Annotated in this window: 22 protein-coding genes and 1 pseudogene; 16 read left to right on the top strand and 7 right to left on the bottom strand. The window is 41.0% G+C overall.

Features of this window, described 5'->3' with window-relative positions:
- Nucleotides 1-43 precede the first annotated feature (43 nt).
- A complete protein-coding gene (locus ANA_RS00640) occupies nt 44-460 on the top strand; it encodes a cupin domain-containing protein (protein ID WP_015078106.1) in 417 nt (138 codons plus the stop codon).
- Here the strand turns inward: ANA_RS00640 and ANA_RS26890 are convergent.
- Entirely contained in the window at nt 420-584 is a 165-nt protein-coding gene (locus tag ANA_RS26890) for a hypothetical protein (RefSeq protein ID WP_168654014.1), read from the bottom strand. The genes ANA_RS00640 and ANA_RS26890 overlap by 41 nt on opposite strands.
- 20 nt (nt 585-604) lie before the next feature.
- Here ANA_RS26890 and ANA_RS00635 point away from each other — a divergent pair, with 20 nt between their 5' ends.
- The 13 genes from ANA_RS00635 to ANA_RS00590 all read left to right on the top strand — a co-directional run bounded on the left by ANA_RS00635 (nt 605) and on the right by ANA_RS00590 (nt 12,826).
- The gene (locus ANA_RS00635) at nt 605-931 is read left to right on the top strand and encodes a HesB/IscA family protein (protein ID WP_015078105.1); all 327 of its coding nucleotides are present in this window, start codon (nt 605-607) and stop codon (nt 929-931) included.
- Nucleotides 903-1,163: a hypothetical protein gene (locus ANA_RS26350; protein WP_158310491.1), complete on the top strand. Its 261-nt coding sequence runs from the start codon at nt 903-905 to the stop codon at nt 1,161-1,163. The genes ANA_RS00635 and ANA_RS26350 overlap by 29 nt, the downstream gene beginning before the upstream one ends.
- Before the next feature lie 76 nt (nt 1,164-1,239).
- Nucleotides 1,240-1,623 (top strand): 30S ribosomal protein S12, encoded by a 384-nt coding sequence (rpsL, locus tag ANA_RS00630; protein ID WP_015078104.1) that lies wholly within the window; start codon nt 1,240-1,242, stop codon nt 1,621-1,623.
- Nucleotides 1,624-2,004: 381 nt separating this feature from the next.
- Complete coding sequence (gene rpsG, locus ANA_RS00625; protein WP_015078103.1) at nt 2,005-2,475, top strand: 30S ribosomal protein S7; 471 nt, start codon at nt 2,005-2,007, stop codon at nt 2,473-2,475.
- A 178-nt stretch (nt 2,476-2,653) separates the two neighbouring features.
- A complete protein-coding gene (gene fusA / locus ANA_RS00620) occupies nt 2,654-4,732 on the top strand; it encodes an elongation factor G (protein ID WP_015078102.1) in 2,079 nt (692 codons plus the stop codon).
- A 22-nt stretch (nt 4,733-4,754) separates the two neighbouring features.
- Nucleotides 4,755-5,984 carry an elongation factor Tu gene (tuf, locus tag ANA_RS00615; RefSeq protein ID WP_015078101.1) on the top strand — a complete coding sequence of 410 codons (1,230 nt, stop codon included), beginning with the start codon at nt 4,755-4,757 and terminating at the stop codon, nt 5,982-5,984.
- 164 nt (nt 5,985-6,148) lie between these two features.
- Nucleotides 6,149-6,466 (top strand): 30S ribosomal protein S10, encoded by a 318-nt coding sequence (rpsJ, locus tag ANA_RS00610; RefSeq protein ID WP_015078100.1) that lies wholly within the window; start codon nt 6,149-6,151, stop codon nt 6,464-6,466.
- Nucleotides 6,450-6,602, top strand: coding sequence for a hypothetical protein (locus ANA_RS27235; RefSeq protein WP_233467030.1), 153 nt, complete (start codon nt 6,450-6,452; stop codon nt 6,600-6,602). The genes rpsJ and ANA_RS27235 overlap by 17 nt, the downstream gene beginning before the upstream one ends.
- Nucleotides 6,603-6,634: 32 nt before the next feature.
- On the top strand, nt 6,635-6,778 hold the full coding sequence (locus ANA_RS27230) for a hypothetical protein (RefSeq protein ID WP_235081908.1): 144 nt from the start codon (nt 6,635-6,637) through the stop codon (nt 6,776-6,778).
- Between the two features lie 225 nt (nt 6,779-7,003).
- Nucleotides 7,004-7,654 (top strand): LON peptidase substrate-binding domain-containing protein, encoded by a 651-nt coding sequence (locus tag ANA_RS00605; protein WP_015078098.1) that lies wholly within the window; start codon nt 7,004-7,006, stop codon nt 7,652-7,654.
- A gap of 113 nt (nt 7,655-7,767) precedes the next feature.
- Nucleotides 7,768-9,837, top strand: a complete 2,070-nt coding sequence (locus ANA_RS00600) for a prolyl oligopeptidase family serine peptidase (protein WP_015078097.1) — start codon at nt 7,768-7,770, stop codon at nt 9,835-9,837.
- 226 nt (nt 9,838-10,063) lie between these two features.
- On the top strand, nt 10,064-12,133 hold the full coding sequence (locus tag ANA_RS00595) for a hybrid sensor histidine kinase/response regulator (RefSeq protein WP_015078096.1): 2,070 nt from the start codon (nt 10,064-10,066) through the stop codon (nt 12,131-12,133).
- Between the two features lie 366 nt (nt 12,134-12,499).
- Nucleotides 12,500-12,826: an RNA recognition motif domain-containing protein gene (locus tag ANA_RS00590; protein WP_015078095.1), complete on the top strand. Its 327-nt coding sequence runs from the start codon at nt 12,500-12,502 to the stop codon at nt 12,824-12,826.
- 48 nt (nt 12,827-12,874) lie between these two features.
- Here ANA_RS00590 and ANA_RS23880 read toward each other — a convergent pair.
- Together ANA_RS23880 and ANA_RS00585 are read right to left on the bottom strand one after the other, a co-directional pair.
- Nucleotides 12,875-13,036, bottom strand: a pseudogene (locus tag ANA_RS23880) (Uma2 family endonuclease); the annotation flags it as partial.
- Between the two features lie 3 nt (nt 13,037-13,039).
- Nucleotides 13,040-13,801 (bottom strand): Uma2 family endonuclease, encoded by a 762-nt coding sequence (locus ANA_RS00585; protein ID WP_015078094.1) that lies wholly within the window; start codon nt 13,799-13,801, stop codon nt 13,040-13,042.
- Between the two features lie 312 nt (nt 13,802-14,113).
- Here ANA_RS00585 and ANA_RS26345 point away from each other — a divergent pair, with 312 nt between their 5' ends.
- Nucleotides 14,114-14,272: a hypothetical protein gene (locus tag ANA_RS26345; RefSeq protein WP_015078093.1), complete on the top strand. Its 159-nt coding sequence runs from the start codon at nt 14,114-14,116 to the stop codon at nt 14,270-14,272.
- Between the two features lie 580 nt (nt 14,273-14,852).
- On the opposite strand, the gene ANA_RS00580 is transcribed toward ANA_RS26345, so the two are convergent.
- The 4 genes from ANA_RS00580 to ANA_RS00570 all read right to left on the bottom strand — a co-directional run bounded on the left by ANA_RS00580 (nt 14,853) and on the right by ANA_RS00570 (nt 18,875).
- Entirely contained in the window at nt 14,853-16,559 is a 1,707-nt protein-coding gene (locus ANA_RS00580) for a diflavin flavoprotein (protein ID WP_041458170.1), read from the bottom strand.
- 133 nt (nt 16,560-16,692) lie between these two features.
- Nucleotides 16,693-16,920, bottom strand: a complete 228-nt coding sequence (locus ANA_RS00575; RefSeq protein WP_015078091.1) for a DUF433 domain-containing protein — start codon at nt 16,918-16,920, stop codon at nt 16,693-16,695.
- A gap of 17 nt (nt 16,921-16,937) precedes the next feature.
- Nucleotides 16,938-17,075 (bottom strand): hypothetical protein, encoded by a 138-nt coding sequence (locus ANA_RS26340; protein ID WP_158310490.1) that lies wholly within the window; start codon nt 17,073-17,075, stop codon nt 16,938-16,940.
- A 75-nt stretch (nt 17,076-17,150) separates the two neighbouring features.
- A complete protein-coding gene (locus ANA_RS00570) occupies nt 17,151-18,875 on the bottom strand; it encodes a diflavin flavoprotein (protein WP_015078090.1) in 1,725 nt (574 codons plus the stop codon).
- A gap of 457 nt (nt 18,876-19,332) precedes the next feature.
- On the opposite strand from ANA_RS00570, the gene ANA_RS00565 reads away from it, so the two are divergent.
- Complete coding sequence (locus tag ANA_RS00565) at nt 19,333-19,809, top strand: phosphate-starvation-inducible PsiE family protein (protein WP_015078089.1); 477 nt, start codon at nt 19,333-19,335, stop codon at nt 19,807-19,809.
- The last annotated feature ends 1 nt before the right edge of the window (nt 19,810 follow it).

Here is a 19,810-nt window from a genome sequence, read left to right as displayed (position 1 = left end):
TCCCACTAAAAACAGGTTTGTTATGTCTCCAATTGAGGTAACTATGGCTAAATTATCAGAAACTGCCCCAAATACTCTCACTCTGCAACCAACAATTAATTCTAGAAGTATTGCTGCTGGTGAATTACGTCCGTGGGGTTCGTTCACAGTCTTGGAAGAAGGGCGTGGATACAAAATTAAGCGAATTGAAGTCAAGCCCGGACATCGCCTCAGTTTACAAATGCACCACCACCGCAGTGAACACTGGATTGTTGTTTCCGGTACAGCTAAGGTAGTTTGTGGTGATCAAGAAATTTTACTAAGCAATAATCAATCTACTTATGTTCCCCAATGTACAACTCATCGGTTAGAAAATCCCGGTGTAATTCCCTTAATTTTGATTGAAGTCCAAAATGGCGAATATCTCGGAGAAGATGATATTATTCGCTATCAAGATGATTATGCCCGTTCGGACAAATAGGCAAGGGAGCAGGGGGAGAGAAATATTCTTTGACAACTGACCACTGTACGGGCGAAGCATTTGGAGAACTATTTTTGGCAATGACCGATAATTTATTTTCCAAATGCTTCGCCCCTACTAACAACTGACTAATAAGAAAATTCCATGATTCATTTCAGTCCAGCAGCCATTAATGAAATCGGGCGCTTAAAATCTAAACAACCATCAGATACCTTATTTCGCTTGCGAGTCAAATCTGGAGGTTGTGCTGATTTGTTTTACGATCTGGCTTTTGATACCACAGTCCAATTTCAAGATCGGGTTTTAGCGTTGGATGATATTCGCGTAGTTATAGACCCAGAAAGCCTAAATTACATCACTGGGTTATCACTAGATTATTCAGAAGATTTGACAGGTGGCGGTTTTCGCTTTCATAATCCCCAAGCAACATCCACCTGTAACTGTGGCAATTCTTTCTCTATTAGTCAGTAGTCATTGGTCATTGGTCATTGGTCATTGGTCATTGGTCATTGGTCATTGGTCATTGGTCATTGGTCATTGGTCATTGGTCATTGGTCATTGGGAAAATTCTTTCTCCCCCCCAACTTCCCCAACTTCCTCTACTCCCCCAACTTCCCCAACTTCCCCAACTTCCCCAACTTCCTCTACTCCCCCAACTTCCTCTACTCCCCCAACTTCCCTGTTCCCTCCCAAAAATGATTGACAGAAAATCAAAAAAAAAGATATAATCAGGATTTGTTAAAACTTAGATCATAAAGCAGCTTCACGCGCTGTAACTCATGCCAACAATACAGCAGCTAATACGTAGTGAGCGCGAACTAGCGCGTCAAAAAACCAAGTCCCCTGCTCTGAAGCAATGCCCGCAACGGCGAGGCGTTTGCACCAGAGTATACACAACTACACCTAAAAAGCCTAACTCAGCACTCCGCAAGGTAGCCAGGGTAAGACTTACCTCTGGATTTGAAGTAACAGCTTACATCCCAGGTATCGGTCATAACTTACAAGAACACTCCGTAGTTATGATTCGTGGTGGTCGGGTCAAAGACTTGCCCGGAGTTAGATACCACATTATTCGTGGCACATTAGATACAGCCGGAGTTAAAGACCGCAAACAAGGCCGTTCCAAATATGGAACTAAGCTCCCAAAAGCAGGTAAAAAATAGGTAAGCGGCGGTTAATCGCGTTAAATACGGTTAATCGTCCTACCTGCAAACTGCGTAATAAACCAGCAGTAACGAATTTTTTTTCAGAAAATCAAACTGGATCTGGCATAAAAACAAGTTGTATGAGTTTGGAGAAGATAATCTTGTAAACGATAACAGCACTTTAATCTAAATTTTAAAGCTGATTACGTTGTCGTCTTCTGTGTCTGGTAGCAGATAATAAGTGAATTAATTCAGCCTCCTCTCAACTGATAGCGATAGCATGGCTCAAGCCATAAAGGAAAACACAGGAAAAATCAGCGGCTAATTAAACCGCTTTTAGTCTCCTGTGTTCTGATAGCATATAATTTCGTGGTCAAATTCCGTATTCAAGGATGAAGTATGTCTCGTCGTGGTGTTAGTCAAAGGCGCACAGTCCCGCCTGACTCAGTGTATAATAGTCGCCTTATCAGCATGATGATGCGCCGGATCATGCGTCATGGCAAAAAATCAATTGCCGCAAGAATAGTTTATGACGCTTTGAAAACTATTGAAGAACGTACTGGTGGAAGTCCATTAGAAACTTTTGAAAAAGCGGTGCGTAATGCGACACCATTGGTAGAAGTTAAAGCTCGCCGCGTTGGTGGAGCAACTTACCAAGTACCAATGGAAGTGCGTACAGATCGCGGTACTACTCTAGCATTGCGGTGGTTAGTTCAGTATTCTCGCCAACGTCCAGGTAGAACCATGGCCGGAAGATTGGCTAATGAATTAATGGATGCAGCGAATGAAACTGGTAGTGCTATTCGTAAGCGCGAAGAAACACATCGGATGGCGGAAGCGAACAAAGCGTTTGCACATTATCGTTACTAACTAGAAAAACGATATATCGTCTTCTCGTGTGCGGTATATCGTAGAATTTATAGCTAATGCCCAAAAAGGCAACTGCCTAGCTAGGCTAACAAAAAAAGACGGTTTTCCGTAAAAGTATAGAATCTTAACAAAGAGTAATATACAAGATATCATGAGGCGACAACCTTAGGAGGTAACTGTGGCACGCACGAACCCGCTAGAGAAAGTACGCAATATCGGTATTGCGGCGCATATAGATGCGGGCAAAACAACGACAACAGAGAGAATATTATTTTACTCTGGGATCATTCATAAAATTGGCGAAGTTCACGAAGGAACAGCCGTTACAGACTGGATGGAACAAGAACGGGAGCGGGGAATTACCATCACTGCTGCTGCCATTAGTACCAGTTGGAATGATCATCAAATTAACATTATTGATACTCCCGGTCACGTGGACTTCACCATTGAAGTTGAGCGTTCCATGCGAGTATTAGATGGTGTAATCGCTGTATTTTGTTCCGTAGGTGGTGTTCAACCCCAATCAGAAACAGTATGGCGACAAGCAGACCGCTATAAAGTCCCTCGCATTGCCTTTATTAACAAGATGGATCGCACCGGTGCGAACTTCTATAGAGTGCATGACCAAATGGTCGATCGCTTGCGAGCTAATGCGATCGCTATTCAACTGCCTATCGGTAGTGAAACTGAATTTAAGGGGATTATTGACTTGGTGAAAATGTGTGCATATATGTACACAAACGACCAAGGAACTGATATCCAAACAGTAGAAATTCCCGCTGGACTAGCCGAAAAAGCCGCCGAATACCGCATCAAGTTGGTAGAAGCAGTATCAGAAACTAGTGATGTGCTGATGAATAAGTACTTCGAGGGCGAAGAACTGACAGAAGCAGAAATCTGTACTGCCCTCCGCAAAGGAACAATTGCTGGAACAATAGTCCCAGTGCTTTGCGGTTCAGCCTTTAAGAACAAAGGCGTGCAATTGATGTTGGATGCGGTGATAGATTATCTACCATCACCACTGGAAGTGCCACCAATTCAAGGCACACTGCTCAACGGTGATCCCGTAGAACGTCATGCTGATGATAACGAACCATTATCAGCGTTGGCATTTAAGATTATGGCTGATCCTTACGGTCGCCTCACCTTCGTTCGTGTTTATTCTGGTGTGCTGAAGAAAGGTAGTTACGTTCTTAACGTCAGCAAGAATAAAAAAGAACGGATCTCTCGGTTAGTGCTGATGAAAGCAGATGACCGACAAGACGTAGATGAACTACGGGCGGGTGACTTGGGTGCTGCTTTGGGATTGAAAGATACTTTGACAGGTGATACCCTTTGTGATGAAGGTTTCCCAGTAATTCTGGAATCCCTATTTATTCCTGAACCTGTGATCTCGGTAGCGGTTGAACCCAAAACCAAGAACGACATGGATAAGCTTTCCAAAGCGCTGCAATCTTTGAGTGAAGAAGACCCCACCTTCCGTGTGCGTGTTGATCCAGAAACCAACCAAACCGTGATTGCGGGCATGGGAGAATTGCACCTAGAAATTCTTGTAGATCGGATGTTACGGGAATTTAAAGTAGAAGCAAACGTTGGTGCGCCCCAAGTGGCTTACCGCGAAACCATCCGCAAAGCCGTCGAAAAAATTGATGGTAAATTTATTCGCCAAAGTGGTGGTAAGGGTCAGTACGGTCACGTAGTGATCAACTTAGAACCAGGTGAACCAGGCACAGGTTTTGTATTTGTTTCTAAAATTGTCGGTGGGATTGTTCCCAAAGAGTACGTAGGACCTGCGGAACAGGGCATGAAAGAATGTTGTGAATCTGGTATTTTAGCCGGATATCCACTCATTGATGTCAAAGCTACCTTGATACATGGTTCTTATCACGACGTAGACTCTTCAGAAATGGCTTTCAAAATTGCCGGTTCTATGGCAATGAAAGAAGCGGCATCAAAAGCCTCTCCTGTCATTTTAGAGCCGATGATGAAAGTTGAAGTTGAAGTACCTGAAGACTATATCGGCAACGTGATTGGTGACTTAATCTCCCGCAGAGGACAGATTGAAAGCCAAAGCACTGATAATGGGCTGGCGAAGGTGGTATCGAAAGTTCCACTGGCAACCATGTTTGGTTATGCTACTGATATCCGGTCGAAAACCCAAGGTCGGGGTATCTTTACGATGGAATTTAGTACCTACGAAGAGGTGCCTCGCAGCGTAGCTGAGGGAATCATCTCAAAAAGTAAAGGGAACGCTTAATTAAAAAAGGAAACGATTATTCATGGCACGCGCAAAGTTTGAAAGAACTAAACCTCACGTTAATATCGGTACTGTTGGTCACGTTGACCACGGCAAAACTACTTTAACAGCAGCTATTACCATGACCTTGGCCGCTAATGGTCAAGCGGTGGGTAAAGGTTACGACCAAATTGATAATGCACCAGAAGAAAAAGCTCGGGGTATTACAATCAATACCGCTCACGTTGAGTATGAAACCACTGCTCGTCACTATGCTCACGTAGATTGCCCTGGACACGCTGACTATGTGAAAAACATGATCACAGGTGCAGCGCAAATGGATGGAGGCATCCTCGTAGTTGCGGCTACGGATGGTCCCATGCCCCAAACCCGTGAACACATCCTCTTGGCAAAACAAGTCGGTGTTCCTAGTCTGGTCGTGTTCTTGAACAAACAAGACATGATGGACGATGAAGAGTTGATGGAATTGGTAGAAATGGAACTGCGGGAATTGCTGACCACTTATGATTTCCCCGGTGATGATATTCCCATTATCAAGGGTTCGGGTCTGAAAGCTCTGGAAGCAATGATTGCTAATCCCAAAACTCAGCGCGGTGAAAATGAGTGGGTAGACAAAATCTATGAGTTGATGGATGCTGTAGATGCTTCTATTCCTACTCCTGAAAGGGATGTGGATAAACCATTCTTGATGGCTGTGGAAGATGTGTTCACCATCACAGGTCGTGGGACTGTGGCTACTGGACGGATCGAACGCGGTATCGTTAAGGTTGGCGATACAGTTGAGCTAATTGGCATCAGAGATACCAAGACTACCGCAGTCACTGGGATTGAAATGTTCAAGAAGAGCCTTGATCAAGGTATGGCTGGGGATAATGCAGGTGTACTACTGCGTGGTCTCAAAAAAGAAGACATTGAGCGGGGTATGGTAATTGCCAAACCTGGTACAATTAAACCTCACACTGATTTTGAAGGCGAAGTTTACGTTTTAACTGAGAAAGAAGGTGGACGGAAAACACCATTTTTCTCCGGTTATCGTCCTCAGTTCTATGTGCGGACAACTGATGTAACTGGTACAATCAAAGCCTTTACTTCTGATGAAGGTGCAGATGTGGAAATGGTTATGCCTGGCGATCGCATCAAGGTAACAGTAGAATTGATTAACGCGATCGCTATTGAAGAAGGTATGCGCTTCGCTATTCGTGAAGGTGGCCGGACTATCGGTGCTGGCGTTGTCGCTAAAATCTTGAAATAACACTCACCTTTTTGCTCTTATTCAAAAGGAGTAGAGATGAATTATATAATCTCTGCTCCTTTCTATTCCCATAAACAATTTTAAATTTCAGATTTGCGATGAAATTTAACATCTAAAAATCTAAAATCTAAAGTCTAAAATTTACCGAACCTGGAAAACTAAAAATGGCAACTCTACAGCAGCAGAAGATTAGAATTCGTTTAAAGGCATTTGACCGCCGTTTATTAGATACATCTTGCGAGAAGATTGTTGAAACAGCTAACCGTACCAACGCTACAGCTATCGGACCAATTCCTTTACCCACCAAACGCAAGATATATTGCGTACTGCGATCGCCTCACGTAGATAAAGATTCCCGCGAACACTTTGAAACCCGCACCCATCGCCGGATTATTGACATTTACCAGCCTTCTTCTAAAACCATTGATGCACTCATGAAGCTAGATTTACCTTCTGGTGTAGATATTGAAGTCAAATTGTAAATTTGTCATTTGTCAGTGGTCAGTAGGGGCGAAGCATTTGGAAGATAAATTATCGGTCATTGCCAAAAATAGTTCTCCAAATGCTTCGCCCGTACAGTTGTTAGTTGTTAGTAGGGGCGAAGCATTTGGAAGATAAATTATCGGTTATTGCCAAAAATAGTTCTCCAAATGCTTCGCCCGTACAGTTGTCAGTGGTCAGTAGGGGCGAAGCATTTGGAAGATAAATTATCGGTCATTGCCAAAAATAGTTCTCCAAATGCTTCGCCCGTACAGTTGTCAGTGGTCAGTAGGGGCGAAGCATTAGGAAGATAAATTATCGGTCATTGCCAAAAATAGTTCTCCAAATGCTTCGCCCGTACAGTTGTCAGTAGTGAAGGAAAAACAACGAACAACTGACAATTAGCTCTGAGACAATTTATCTCAGGGCTTTTTATTAGCTATAAAACATCATGATAAAATATGAATAAAGTACAGAGAAAGTCGGGAAGAATATAATATTTTAAGACTACAATTTATACTTAACTAACAATACTAACAATGACATCTTCTTCTAAAATTGCAGTGCGTGAACTACCTCTATTCCCATTACCCGAAGTGGTTCTATTTCCGACCAGACCATTACCTCTACATATCTTTGAATTTCGCTACAGAATCATGATGAATACGATTTTGGAGAGCGATCGCCGATTTGGGGTATTGATGATTGATCCCACAAAGGGGACAATTGCTAATGTGGGTTGTTGTGCGGAAATTCTCCATTATCAACGGCTACCTGATGACAGAATCAAGCTATTAGCTTTAGGACAGCAAAGATTTCGGGTTTTAGAATATGTCCGCGAAAAGCCCTATCGCGTCGGTTTGGTAGAATGGATTGAAGATCAACCCCCAGCTAAAGATTTACGTCCTTTAGCATCTGAGGTAGAACAACTGTTGCGGGATGTTGTGCGTCTTTCAGCCAAGTTAACAGAACAAGAGATTGAACTACCAAATGATTTACCAGATTTACCCACAGAACTATCTTATTGGATAGCTAGTAATCTCTATGGTGTCGCTCCCGAACAGCAAGCATTATTAGAAATACAGGATACAGTTGCTCGTTTAGAACGAGAAGCGGAAATTCTCACTTCTACTCGTAATCATTTAGCAGCGCGTTCTGTACTTAAAGATACGTTTAATGAAATGGAATAAAGGAAAACGTTACTTAATCTTTAAAGATCCCCGACTTCTCTAAGAAGTCGGGGATCTGAATCTGGTAATTGATTGCTATAGGATAGAGATAACAGTCCATCTATCCTGAATCTATGTCTAACTCTAAACAACCCCTGACCTATCCCACCATTAGCAAAAGTGATCAAATAGATAATTATCACGGAACTGTGGTTGCAGACCCTTACCGCGCCTTAGAAGACCCGGATACGGAAGAAACAAAGGCTTGGGTAGAAGCCCAAAATCAAGTTACTTTTAGCTACTTAAATGAAATTCCTGCTAGGGAAAAAATAAAACAGCGTCTCACCAAACTTTGGGATTATGAAAAATATGGAACTCCCTTTAAAGAAGGTGAAAGTTACTTTTATTTCAAAAATGATGGACTGCAAAATCAAAGTGTTCTCTACACTCTCCCAACCTTAGAATCAGAACCAAGAGTATTACTTGACCCTAATCAACTTTCAGAAGATGGTACAGTTGCCCTTTCAGGAATTGCTATCAGTGAAAATGGTCAACTTTTAGCTTATGGTTTATCTAGTTCTGGTTCAGATTGGCAAGAATGGAAAGTGAGAGATATTGCCACAGGTGAAGATCTACAAGATCATTTACAATGGATTAAATTTTCTGGTGCTGCTTGGACTCATGATCATCAAGGTTTTTTCTACAGTCGTTATGATGAACCAAATGAAAAAACCAAATTAGAAGATGTAAATTATTACCAAAAATTATATTATCACAAACTTGGTACACAGCAATCAGAAGATATTTTAATTTATCATCGTTCTGATGAAAAAGAATGGGGTTTTGGTGGTAACGTCACCGAAGATGGCAAATATTTGATAATTTCAATCTGGCTAGGAACTGACTCCAAAAACTTAGTTTTTTATCAAGATTTAACAAATCTAAATTCTGAAATTATCGAACTAATTAACCAATTTGCAGCCGATTATAGCTTTATTAATAATGATGATCATATTTTCTACTTTCGCACAGATTTAAATGCCCCAAAAGGCAGAGTTATTGCCATTGATACTAAAAAACCAACTTCAGAAAATTGTCAGGAAATTATTCCTCAAGCTGTAGAAACATTAGAAAGTGTTGGTATTCTGAATAATCAATTTGTCGCTGATTATCTGCAAGATGCCCATAGCCAAATCAAGATATTTGATCTCAAAGGGAATTTTATTCGAGAAGTAGAATTACCCGGAATTGGTTCAGCAAGTGGATTTGGTGGTAAACGCCATGATCCAGAAACATTTTATAGTTTCACCAGCTTTACTACTCCCGGAACTATTTACCGTTACGACATGAAAACGGGTAAAAGTGAAATTTTCCGGCAGCCAAAAGTAGATTTCAATGCTGATGAATATGAGACAAAACAGGTTTTTTATGAAAGTAAAGATGGTACAAAAGTGCCAATGTTTATTACCCAGAAAAAAGGAATTAAATTAGATGGCAATAATCCCACTTATCTCTATGGATATGGTGGTTTTAATATCTCATTAACACCAAGTTTTTCTGTGAGTTTATTAATATGGCTAGAAATGGGGGGAGTGTATGCTGTTCCTAATTTGCGGGGTGGTGGTGAATATGGGGAAGAATGGCATCAAGCAGGAATGAAACTGCAAAAGCAAAACGTTTTTGATGATTTTATTACTGCTGCTGAATGGTTAATTGCTAATAATTACACTAAACCTGCAAAACTAGCAATTGGTGGAGGTAGTAACGGCGGTTTATTGGTGGGTGCTTGTATGACTCAACGCCCTGATTTGTTTGGTGCAGCCTTACCCGCAGTGGGTGTTATGGATATGTTGCGTTTCCATAAATTTACTATTGGTTGGGCTTGGGTAGCTGAATATGGTTCTTCAGAAAATGCGGCAGAATTTACAAATTTGTATGCTTATTCACCTTTGCATAATTTGAAGATGGGAACAGCTTATCCGCCAACTTTAATTATTACCGCAGATCATGATGATCGTGTAGTTCCTGCCCATAGTTTTAAATTTGCTGCGGCTTTACAAGCAGCCCATAATGGTAATGCACCCGTATTAATTAGAATTGAAATAAAAGCAGGACATGGTGCAGGTAAACCGACAGCAAAAATTATTGAAGAAGCAGCAGATAAGTGGGGTTTTTTGGTACGCGTTTTGGCGATTGATGTTTAACTTATTGGTAGATAAATTTCCGATAATTTTCAGTTACTGCACACACAATACTTGTTTAAACCTGCGTCTTTAATGCTTTCACTCATATATATATATATATATATATATGAGTGCATAGTATGAGTTAATATTTTGGTAAAATTTTACCTAGCGCGAATTTTGGGTTCAATGCTACTCTTACTTCGTGACTGCAAAATGAATCAAAAAAGCACTGAAAAGAAAAACTATGGCTCAAGCCCATTACCAAATCCTGTTTTTAGAAGATTCCCCAGTAGATAGGGTATTATATAGCCGCTTTTTAAGTCAGGATACGTTGGCTACATATGAGATAACTGAGGCTAAATCAGGATTAGAAGGATTAACCAAACTAGCGGAAAGCCAGCCAGATTTAATTCTTCTAGACCATCAACTGCAAGATATGAATGGGTTGGAATTTCTCAACCAGTTGCAGCTACAACTCAGTAGTCCACATATTCCAGTGATTATTTTAACAGGAACAGGAGACGAAAAGATTGCTGTGCAAGCAATGAAGAACGGTGTTCAGGACTACATTGTTAAGGATAAAATCACTCCCCAAGGGTTGTGCCGCGCCATTCATGAGGTATTAGAGAAAACCCGCATGATGAAGAATATGCAAGCCCTTTATATTCCCCTCCAGCAAGCAGAATTATATCAAGATTTGCAAAAACTCAATGCCTCTTTAGAGAAAAAGGTACAGAAACTGACTGAGGAACTAGCAGTTAGTGAAAGTAAATATCGCGCTATCTTCAACCAAAGATTTCAATTTACAGGGCTACTTGACCTAGAAGGGATGGTATTGGAACTCAACCAAGCATCTTTGGAATTTACTGGGTTGCAAATGGCAGATTTGATCAACCGTCCCATTTGGGAAGTTTATGGTTGGCAAATTTCCCAGGCAACTCAGGATCAGTTAAAGCACGCGATCGCTCGTGCTGCCCAAGGTGACTTTATTTCCTCCCAAGTAGAAGTACAGGGAATAGATAATCAAATCCTCACCATAGATTTCTCCATCGGACCCCTAAGAAATAATGCCGGTGAAGTAGTTATGCTGATTTCAGAGGGACGGGATATTACTGAAGCAAAGCTTAATGAAGCTAAATGCAAGCAAGCAGAAGCCACTTTAAAATTTCAAGCCCAGATCCTCGAAGAAATTCACGATGCTGTCATTACTACTGATATCAATGGCATTATTCAAAGTTGGAATCTCGGTGCAGAGAACTATTATGGGTATACAGCAGCGGAAATGATTGGGCAGAGTGTGAGCATTCTCTACCTAGATCCAGTTGAACTCCAAACAAACATAATGTCAACCCTATTGGCAAAGGGTCGTCATGAGGTAGAGGTGGCTGCCTGTCGTGCGAAATCAGGAGATATTGTTTATATCAACTTGCGGCTTTCGGTCATCCGGGACAACCATGGCAACATTACTCATATAGTTGGCTGCTCCCATGACATCACTAAACAGCAAGCTGCAATTAAAGAGCGGAATGATATATTAAAACAAGAACAAGCTGCTCGCAAACAAGTAGAAGCTGCTAACCAGATCAAAGATGAATTTTTGGCGGTTGTATCCCACGAATTGCGGACACCACTGAACTCTATACTCGGTTGGGCTAGTTTACTCAAAAAAGGTAAATTAAAGCCAGAAGAAACGGATGAAGCTCTAAGTATTATTGAGCGTAATGCCAAATTACAGGTTTACTTAATTAATGATTTGCTCGATATGTCCCGGATTTTTCAGGGTAAAGGGACAATGAAAGTCTCTTCAGTTAATCTTGCTACTATAATTTCAGCAGTTTCAGAAACACTGTTTTTAGCACCCAAAACTAAAAAAATTCAGATTCAAACTATTATTGCAGCAAATATTGGTCTAGTTGCTGGTGATCCAGTCCGATTGCAACAAATCGTGTGGAATTTGTTGTCCAACGCTGTCAAATTTACACCTCATGGTGGGCAAATAGAAGTGAGGCTAGAGTGCGTTGGCTTTGATGCTCAAATTACAGTCAGTGACACAGGTAAAGGAATCAGCCCAGAATTTTTACCATACATATTTGATTACTTTCGTCAAGAAGATAGCTCAACTACTAGAGAATTCGGTGGCTTGGGGTTGGGGTTGGCAATTGCCCGTAATTTAGCAGAACTGCATGGTGGCACTATTCAAGCTGATAGTTCTGGTCTGGGACAGGGAGCTACTTTCACCTTTAGACTACCGTTAATGAATGCTAACTCAGAAAATGCTGATTATCCTCAGCCACAAGATGGATATTTAGCTTAACCGAATCAAACTTAAACTAATTGGTAGTAAATGTATTACCCGGCAAAGCATTATTTTTTCTGTCAATGAACAACTAAGAATTAGTTAATGCTTCCAAAAGTGGATATAAATTGAATTATTGCGGCTGAAGTGCGAGAAATAGGGGGAAATTTCCAATATTGACTGCTCATAAACAACAAATATGACTTTTTACAACATTTTTTTAACTTCTTTCCACAATTATCATTTTTTGTGTAATCATTAGAAAGTGGGAATTAATTCGGCGGTAATGTTTGTGGTTAGTATTGACAGGCTTTCCCTTTTGGTATTTACAGACTTTTCTCCGAAATCTAAATCTCTACATTCTTATGATTTTGGAAATATTCTATGTCAATTTACGTGGGTAACCTCTCTTACGAAGTTACACAAGAGGCTCTCAGTGCTGTTTTTGCAGACTATGGTGCTGTAAAACGTGTTCAACTTCCTACTGACCGTGAGACAGGCCGCTTGCGCGGCTTCGGTTTTGTGGAAATGGGTACTGAAGCTGAAGAACAGGCCGCTATTGATGCCCTTGATGGTGCTGAATGGATGGGTCGTCTTCTGAAAGTGAACAAGGCCAAACCCAAGGAAGATAGAGGTCCTGGTGGTGGTGGTAGTCGCGGTGGCTACGGCGGCGGCGGTGGTAACCGTGGCGGCGGCGGCGGTCGCTATTAAGCTGAATTTAGCTAAGATCTTTTAGTTATTCAATGCTGAAAAAATTACCTATTCCCTTCGCGGGGTGGGTAATTTTTTTGATCGTAAAACCTCTTCTCCAGAAAGTACAGCCGGAAGTTGGACAATTTCTACAGGTTTTCCTAGTCGGTAGATTTCCACTTGTTGATTTTGGGGGTTAATTAACCAACCCAAACGCAAACCATTATCTATCAATTAGCCTTCTTCATCATCACCAAAATCAGGTTCAACACCAAGAGCGCGTAATTGTGCTGCTAATCTTTCTGCACGTCTTCTTTCTCGCTCCCCTTGTTTTCTTTCCCGTTCTGCCGGTGTGAGAACCCAGTTACCTGAAGCATCATACCAGCGTAACCACTGCCGTTCAATGCCTTGATAGACACCTTGCCACAGTCCCAAACCTAGTTCAATATCATTTAGCCATACACGCAGTTGATTGATTTCCAATTCAGCATAACTACTTCCCTGTAACTGAAATGCTCTTAACTGGTCAGTGTAACGGTCAAAAACTAGATAATAGGGTACTCTTAAAACTCGTTCGTAAACTTCCCATTTAGTTGGAGGTTGACTAGCATCTCGTAAGGTTCTCCCTAAATCTTCTTTTTCTGTTCCTGGTGAAATAAATTCTACCACTACAAAAGGATTAACGCCTTCTTGCCAAACCACATAACTAAGCCGTAGTTCTTTTTGTGCATACAACCTAGGGACATCAACTACCGCAAACCAGTCAGGGCGTTTATACCATAATGGATGATGAACATCGTAGTAAAGATTTAAGTCTGTGGCGATAAATACCTGATTTTCCGGGAACTTTGAAGGACAAAAAGTTTCCCGTAATAACTGCGGTTGTAAAAGATGAAATTCGTCTGGCAAACCGGCTTCCTCTGGATCTTCGCTAGGTAAATCATACATTGTCGGTAGGAATTCCTGAGCAGAACGCGGTGGGTCTGTTTGATACATAACGGCTGCAAAAAAGAAATGTCAATTTCACTATCAATACCTTGTCCATTTTCTGTAGGTTAGGTTAAGCGACAGCGCAACCCAACAAATGCGTTGGGTTTCATGCTTCAACCCAACCTACAAATCTTGTTTAGAAAAAATTTTAGTGCATCATAATTTGGCACATCGAATAAAAAAATTACCTGTTCAATTTTGATTAATTTAAGCTATACTATTCAGTAGTGTAAATTCATATCTATATTTACACTGAACACCCCAAACAACTATAATGTTGAATGAGGTGAAATTAAATATAAAAAGGAGCAACATCAGATGTCTTACGTTTTATGTGTTGTTCTGGCTTTGCTTATTTTGGCTTTGCTTTCTCTGGCTTTTATCTCCAGCAAGACTGCCGAAATTGCAAATTCAGGCGTTTTAATGTTCCGTTCAATTGAGCATATCTTAGAGCGATGGATTAATCGCAATAAGTAATAGGTACGTTTAAGTAGGTGATACTACTATTGTATGTTCTTCTGTATCAAAGTTAACCTTACTAAGGGCGCACTTCTCTTATATAGGGGGTCTGCCCTTTTTTTTATTTAAACATTTGACGCATCATGTAAACCAATATAACAAGAATATAATAATCTGTCAAGCGCAAAATATAAAATATTGTTCTCGTTCCTAGTCTCTGACTAGGAATGCAGTTGATGAGGCTCTGCCTCAAGTACCAGCACAAAATGGGGTAAAATGGCTTGTATTCTGGGATTGGAGGCAGAGCCTCCTGGTAGGCATTCCCAGCCGGAGTCTGGGAACGAGGGATATATTTTTTATTTTCTTAAATATCGCATTTACGTCACCTTTGTCCAAACTCCAAAAATGTGATGCTTGGGGAGAGGGATGCGATCGCTTGTAAATGGTAAACTCCAAGAGTGCGATGCCTGCGACAAGGGAAAACTCTTACCTTTGCGCCTTTGCGTGTTAGCGAAGCGGGGCGAAGCCTGGCAGACTTATATTTTAACTAAACAAGAAAATCAAAAAATATTTAGGTGGGCATTGCCCACCCTACTGTTTAATAATAACTCGCCGATTTGCGATAATGTACCGCTGTGACACCATCTTGATTTAAGACTTTACCATCATCAACAGTGGCATAAACTAACCAATGATCACCAGATTCCATCCGACTTTGGACAGAACATTCCAAATACGCTAAAGCACCATTGAGAATAATCCCGCCATTATTGGCTTCTTGAGTGTCCAAACCGGCAAATCTATCTTGTCCAGGGGCGTAAACTTTCATAAATTGCTTACGAATTTCTTTCCCTTCCGCCAAAATATTGACTACAAATTTGTTATTTGTATAGGATAAGGATTCCATAGCTCGTTCTTTAGCTACCGCAATGGTTAAACCAGGAGGATTAAAACTGGCTTGTGTTACCCAAGATGCTAACATTCCCGTTTTAACATCACCTTGGCTTGCTGTAACCACACATATAGAACCAACAATCCGCCCTACAGCTTGTTCGACATTACTTGCAGGTTGTTTAGCGACAACTGATTTTTTCGCGGCGCGTTTCAATGCTTGGGCGAAATCAGTTCCCGCTTCTTCGCAGGTTTGCAAGGTAACTTCATTGGGTTTGAATTTAACGCGAATGGTGTCAAATCCAAATCTGTATCCTGCGTCTTTGAGTTTGCTTTCAATTAAATCAACGGCTTCTCCACTCCAGCCAAAAGAACCAAATACGCCGGCTAATTTATTGTTAGTTGCGGTAGAAAGGACAATTCCTAATGCTGTTTGCACGGGTGTGGGTGCGTGTCCTCCTAAGGTGGGAGAACCTATGACGAAACCGGCGGATTTTTCAATTGCGGCTTTGATTTCTTCAGGTTCGGTAAATTCGCAGTTAATGGCTTCGACATTGACACCGGCTTTGGTGATGCCGCGAGCGATCGCCTGTGCTAAAGTTGCAGTATTGCCATAGGCTGAGGCATAAATCAAAGCCACTGTCATATCAGCGGAAGTTTGCTGTTTAGTCCATTCCCGATAGCCTTTGGTAATATCAATTAAACCATAGCGGACAATTGGACCATGACCAGTAGCATACATTCGCACCGGCAAATCTGCTAATTTTTCTAAAGCTGTTTCGATTTGTCTGGCGTGAGGTGCCATTAAACAGTCAAAATAATAGCGTCTGTCTTCGTTAAATACTTCCCAACCTTCATCAAAAACTTGATCTGAGCAAATATGCGCTCCAAATAGTTTATCAGAAAACAAGATTTCTGTTTGCCGGTCCCATGTACAAAGTTCGTCAGCGTAACGGGGGTTAGGTGTGGGAATAAATTGTAAATGATGTCCTTTTCCTAAATCTAGGGTATCTTCTCCCCGCATGACCAAAATTTGTAAATCGTCTTTTTCCAAAGCCGCGCGTAAATTTATCGCCCCTGGGTTAGAACAAACAAAGGTAATTTGGGGGGCGATTTCCAGTAATGCTTTTAACGTTGCAGCGCGGTTGGGGTTAATGTGACCTAAAATTACATAGTCGAGTTTTTTGACATCGAACCGCTGTTGTAAGGCTTGGAGGTAAATTTCGGTAAAAGTTTCGCCAGGGGGGTCAAGCAGGGCATTTTTATCGCCTTGGATGAGATAAGAATTAGCTGTTGTTCCCTTAGCTAAAGCATATTCAATTTCAAATCTTAGTCTTGCCCAACTGCGCGATCGCAATACGATTGTATCTGTCCCAATGGGCAATATTTGTACGTCACGGGGTTTAGTGGTCATTGGTGATTGGTGATTGGTATGAATTATGTTTCGCGCAAAGGCACAAAGGAGCAAAGGCGCAAAGGTTAAGATTTTTAATTTTCCAATTTTAGAGGGAACGGGGCATATTTTCATCAACGAGGAAGTTCAAAATTTACGCTCCCAATGCAGTGACTTGGGTGTATTTAACTAGATCAGCAGCGTAACTGAGAGCAGCTTCAACTTGATTTTTACTGAGTTCGTATTCTTGCATGACTTCTTCCTTGCTCATACCACCAGCAAGAGAGCCAATAATAATAGAAATAGGAACGCGGGTTTCGGTAATAACAGGTGTACCGTGGTGGATACCACTATCTACGCTAATATGCGGTGCAATTTCCATATATACCTTTCTCTTTGCTATTTTTTCATTGTGCCTGGAAATCTAGCTAAAGCATATTCAATTTCAAATCTTAATCTGGACCAACTGCGCGATCGCAATACGATAGTATCTGTACCAATGGGCAATATTTGCACGTCACGGGGTTTAGTGGTCATTTGTCAGTTGTCAGTTGTTCGTTGTACGGAATTTTCTTTCCCTGTTCCCTGTTCCCTGTTCCCTGTTCCCTATTTTTAATAATGATTCCCGACTTTGCGGTGGTGTACTGCTGTCATGGCATCGGGATTTGATACTCTACCAGCGTAAGCTGTGCTGTATACTGCCCAATGATCACCACAATCCATGCGGCTGACTACTTCACATTCTACGTAAGCTAGGGCATCTGTAAGTATAGGTGCGCCATTTTCCGCAGGTTGGGTTTTCACTCCTTGAAAACGATCTGCACCGGGAGCAAATCTTTTTAAGAAGTGTTTCATTAATGGTTGATAGTTGCCTTCTTCGAGTATATTGAGAACGAAGCGATCGCCTACTTGCATGAGTGATTCTATGGCTCGATCTTTGGCGACGGCAATGGAAAAGCCCAAGGGTTTGAAGCTGGCTTGACTTACCCAGGAAGCTAACATGGCGCTGGATACGTCGGCTTTTTTGGCTGTGATGATATATAAACCACCGCTAATTCTGCCCAAGGCTTTATCTAAGTCAGCAGCCAGGGATTTCATGGCTTTGATGCTTTTGTCTCTTGTTACCCATTGTCCTAAGTCTGTACCAGCTTCTTCACACTTTTTATAAGTGTTAGCTGTGGGTGTTTCCCGAATTTCAATTACGGGAAAAGATAAGTGTAACCCTAAAGCCCGGAATTTATTTAATAGGGGATAGGTGGGTTCATCATCTCCTCCACCAGTTTCAAAAATGCCAATGGCTTGTTTTTCTTTGGCAGAACCTAAAACGGTGCTGAGGGCGGCTTGAATGTTAGAATTGCCTGAAGTTGGGGGCATTCCCACAACTAAGCCTGTACAACGTCCTACCAGTTCCCGCAGTTCTTGTAATTCGTTGACGCTGGCTAAATCTACTATTTCTACAGCGACACCAGTTTTTGTCATCCCGTTAGCAATAGATTGGGCGATGCGATCGCCAAAACCGTACTCGGAAACGTAAAATATTCCTACTGGGGTTTCGGCTTTGGTTTGGCCTTGACTCCAACTGCGATAACGGCCTGTCAATTCTTCCACATTGTGATATAATAGGGGTCCATGTCCGGTGGCAATCATGCGAATTGTTTTCAATTCTGCCATGCGCTTCATAGCGGACAGGACGGAACGGGCATTTGGTCCCATCAAACATTCGTAGTAATATTGAAAATCAGCTTCTATTGCTGCTAAATCGTCATCAAAGGTACTTTCTGAGCAATAATGTAACCCGAAAGCATCGCAGGTGTAGAGAATTTGGGTTTTGTGGTCAAAGCTGAAAATGGTATCCGGCCAATGTAAATTAGGAGCAATGACAAATTCAAATTCATGGCCATTGCCTAAATCTAAGCGATCGCCATTTTTGACAATTTTGCGGTTAAATGGTTGATGTACCATGTCCTCCAAAAACTGAATTGCCACCTTTGACGCAACTACAGTTAGATGAGGAGCGAGTTGTAGTAAGTCTTTTACTAAACCGCTGTGATCTGGTTCAGTGTGACTAACAATTAAATAATCAATATCTTGGGGATTAATTAAACCGGTGAGAGTATCAAAATAAAGTTTGCGAAACTTTTCATGGGAAGTATCAACCAGGGCGATTTTTTCCCCCCGAATCAGAAAAGAGTTGTAGGTTGTACCATTTTGTAAGCCAAATTCAATATCAAAGCGATCGCGGTCCCAATCCAAAGACCGAATTGCGGTAGTATCTTCACTAATCTCTACAGTATTTATAGTCAGACGCTTTTCTAGTTTCTCGGTAAGCAATACCATAACGCCCCTCTTGAATAAATTGAGTATTTATGCCTTTCTCTTATTGTGGCACAGCTTGAATATTAATTTTTATTAAAAAACATATACCTCAGTTAAGAAAATTAAAACTGTCAACAATCATCGTCAGTCAAAAGACCAACAGCATCTTTCCATAGTCCTAATTGTGGGCAATTCCCGTTTCCATTGGGCATTATTCATAGATAAAATCTTATACTTAATAATGGATAAATCCTATCTACTTAGGTCAGCGGGGCTAACTTAAAGTTAATCAGCTACTGAAGCATCAGTAAAAAAATAGAACCAGGAATTAATTAAAGTTTGAAAGTGGGGGGTAGAAACAGTTAATCTCCTCCTTGATTTGAATTGATAATTACTTATTGTTCTCTGTTCACTTTATTCAAAGTAGTTTAATGGTTAATTATTAAAATAGATTTATCTTTCTGTTCTAGAAAATACTATGCCACAGCGGATAATTATAGAAGTCAATAATTTGTTTAAACGGGATAGAATTGTTCGTAACTTAGAACTTTTTCAGGATATTATTGTTATCTCCCTTTGCGTGAGTTTGTTTTGTGTAATGCTCATTCGCTTAGGAGATATGTTTTTATCATTTTTAAGTCCATTAGATCTACGGCAAGTAACATCTGATATTTTGTTTATTTTGATATTAGTAGAACTGTTTCGGTTGTTAGTTGATTACCTGCAAGAACGGAGTATTTCTGTAGGTGCAGCGGTAGAAATTACGATTGTTTCGGCTTTACGAGAGGTAATTTTACGTGGTGTATTAGAAATTTCCCGCGACCAACTTTTTGGACTTTCTGTATTTCTACTAATTTTATCAGGAATTTTCCTGGCTTTACCTTGGATGCCTCGTTTATTAGAACAGGTGAAAATTAATCAGCATGAAACAGTAGATACAAAACCAGAATTGTAAT

It is taken from the genome of Anabaena sp. 90 (genome assembly GCF_000312705.1).
Taxonomy (GTDB): Bacteria; Cyanobacteriota; Cyanobacteriia; order Cyanobacteriales; family Nostocaceae; genus Dolichospermum; species Dolichospermum lemmermannii.
This window is presented reverse-complemented; position numbering and strand designations above follow the sequence as displayed.

Excerpts from the sequence above, each read along its gene's own strand:
- ANA_RS00600 (WP_015078097.1), top strand. The coding sequence starts at position 7,768 with ATGTCTAACTCTAAACAACCCCTGACCTATCCCACCATTAGCAAAAGT.
- ANA_RS00580 (WP_041458170.1), bottom strand. The coding sequence starts at position 16,559 with ATGACCACTAAACCCCGTGACGTACAAATATTGCCCATTGGGACAGAT.
- ANA_RS00565 (WP_015078089.1), top strand. The coding sequence starts at position 19,333 with ATGCCACAGCGGATAATTATAGAAGTCAATAATTTGTTTAAACGGGAT.
- ANA_RS26345 (WP_015078093.1), top strand. The coding sequence starts at position 14,114 with ATGTCTTACGTTTTATGTGTTGTTCTGGCTTTGCTTATTTTGGCTTTG.
- ANA_RS00595 (WP_015078096.1), top strand. The coding sequence starts at position 10,064 with ATGGCTCAAGCCCATTACCAAATCCTGTTTTTAGAAGATTCCCCAGTA.
- ANA_RS00575 (WP_015078091.1), bottom strand. The coding sequence starts at position 16,920 with ATGGAAATTGCACCGCATATTAGCGTAGATAGTGGTATCCACCACGGT.
- ANA_RS00570 (WP_015078090.1), bottom strand. The coding sequence starts at position 18,875 with ATGGTATTGCTTACCGAGAAACTAGAAAAGCGTCTGACTATAAATACT.
- ANA_RS00605 (WP_015078098.1), top strand. The coding sequence starts at position 7,004 with ATGACATCTTCTTCTAAAATTGCAGTGCGTGAACTACCTCTATTCCCA.
- ANA_RS00585 (WP_015078094.1), bottom strand. The coding sequence starts at position 13,801 with ATGTATCAAACAGACCCACCGCGTTCTGCTCAGGAATTCCTACCGACA.
- rpsL (WP_015078104.1), top strand. The coding sequence starts at position 1,240 with ATGCCAACAATACAGCAGCTAATACGTAGTGAGCGCGAACTAGCGCGT.
- rpsG (WP_015078103.1), top strand. The coding sequence starts at position 2,005 with ATGTCTCGTCGTGGTGTTAGTCAAAGGCGCACAGTCCCGCCTGACTCA.
- ANA_RS27230 (WP_235081908.1), top strand. The coding sequence starts at position 6,635 with ATGCTTCGCCCGTACAGTTGTCAGTGGTCAGTAGGGGCGAAGCATTTG.
- ANA_RS00640 (WP_015078106.1), top strand. The coding sequence starts at position 44 with ATGGCTAAATTATCAGAAACTGCCCCAAATACTCTCACTCTGCAACCA.
- tuf (WP_015078101.1), top strand. The coding sequence starts at position 4,755 with ATGGCACGCGCAAAGTTTGAAAGAACTAAACCTCACGTTAATATCGGT.
- rpsJ (WP_015078100.1), top strand. The coding sequence starts at position 6,149 with ATGGCAACTCTACAGCAGCAGAAGATTAGAATTCGTTTAAAGGCATTT.
- ANA_RS00590 (WP_015078095.1), top strand. The coding sequence starts at position 12,500 with ATGTCAATTTACGTGGGTAACCTCTCTTACGAAGTTACACAAGAGGCT.
- ANA_RS00635 (WP_015078105.1), top strand. The coding sequence starts at position 605 with ATGATTCATTTCAGTCCAGCAGCCATTAATGAAATCGGGCGCTTAAAA.
- ANA_RS26340 (WP_158310490.1), bottom strand. The coding sequence starts at position 17,075 with ATGACCACTAAACCCCGTGACGTGCAAATATTGCCCATTGGTACAGAT.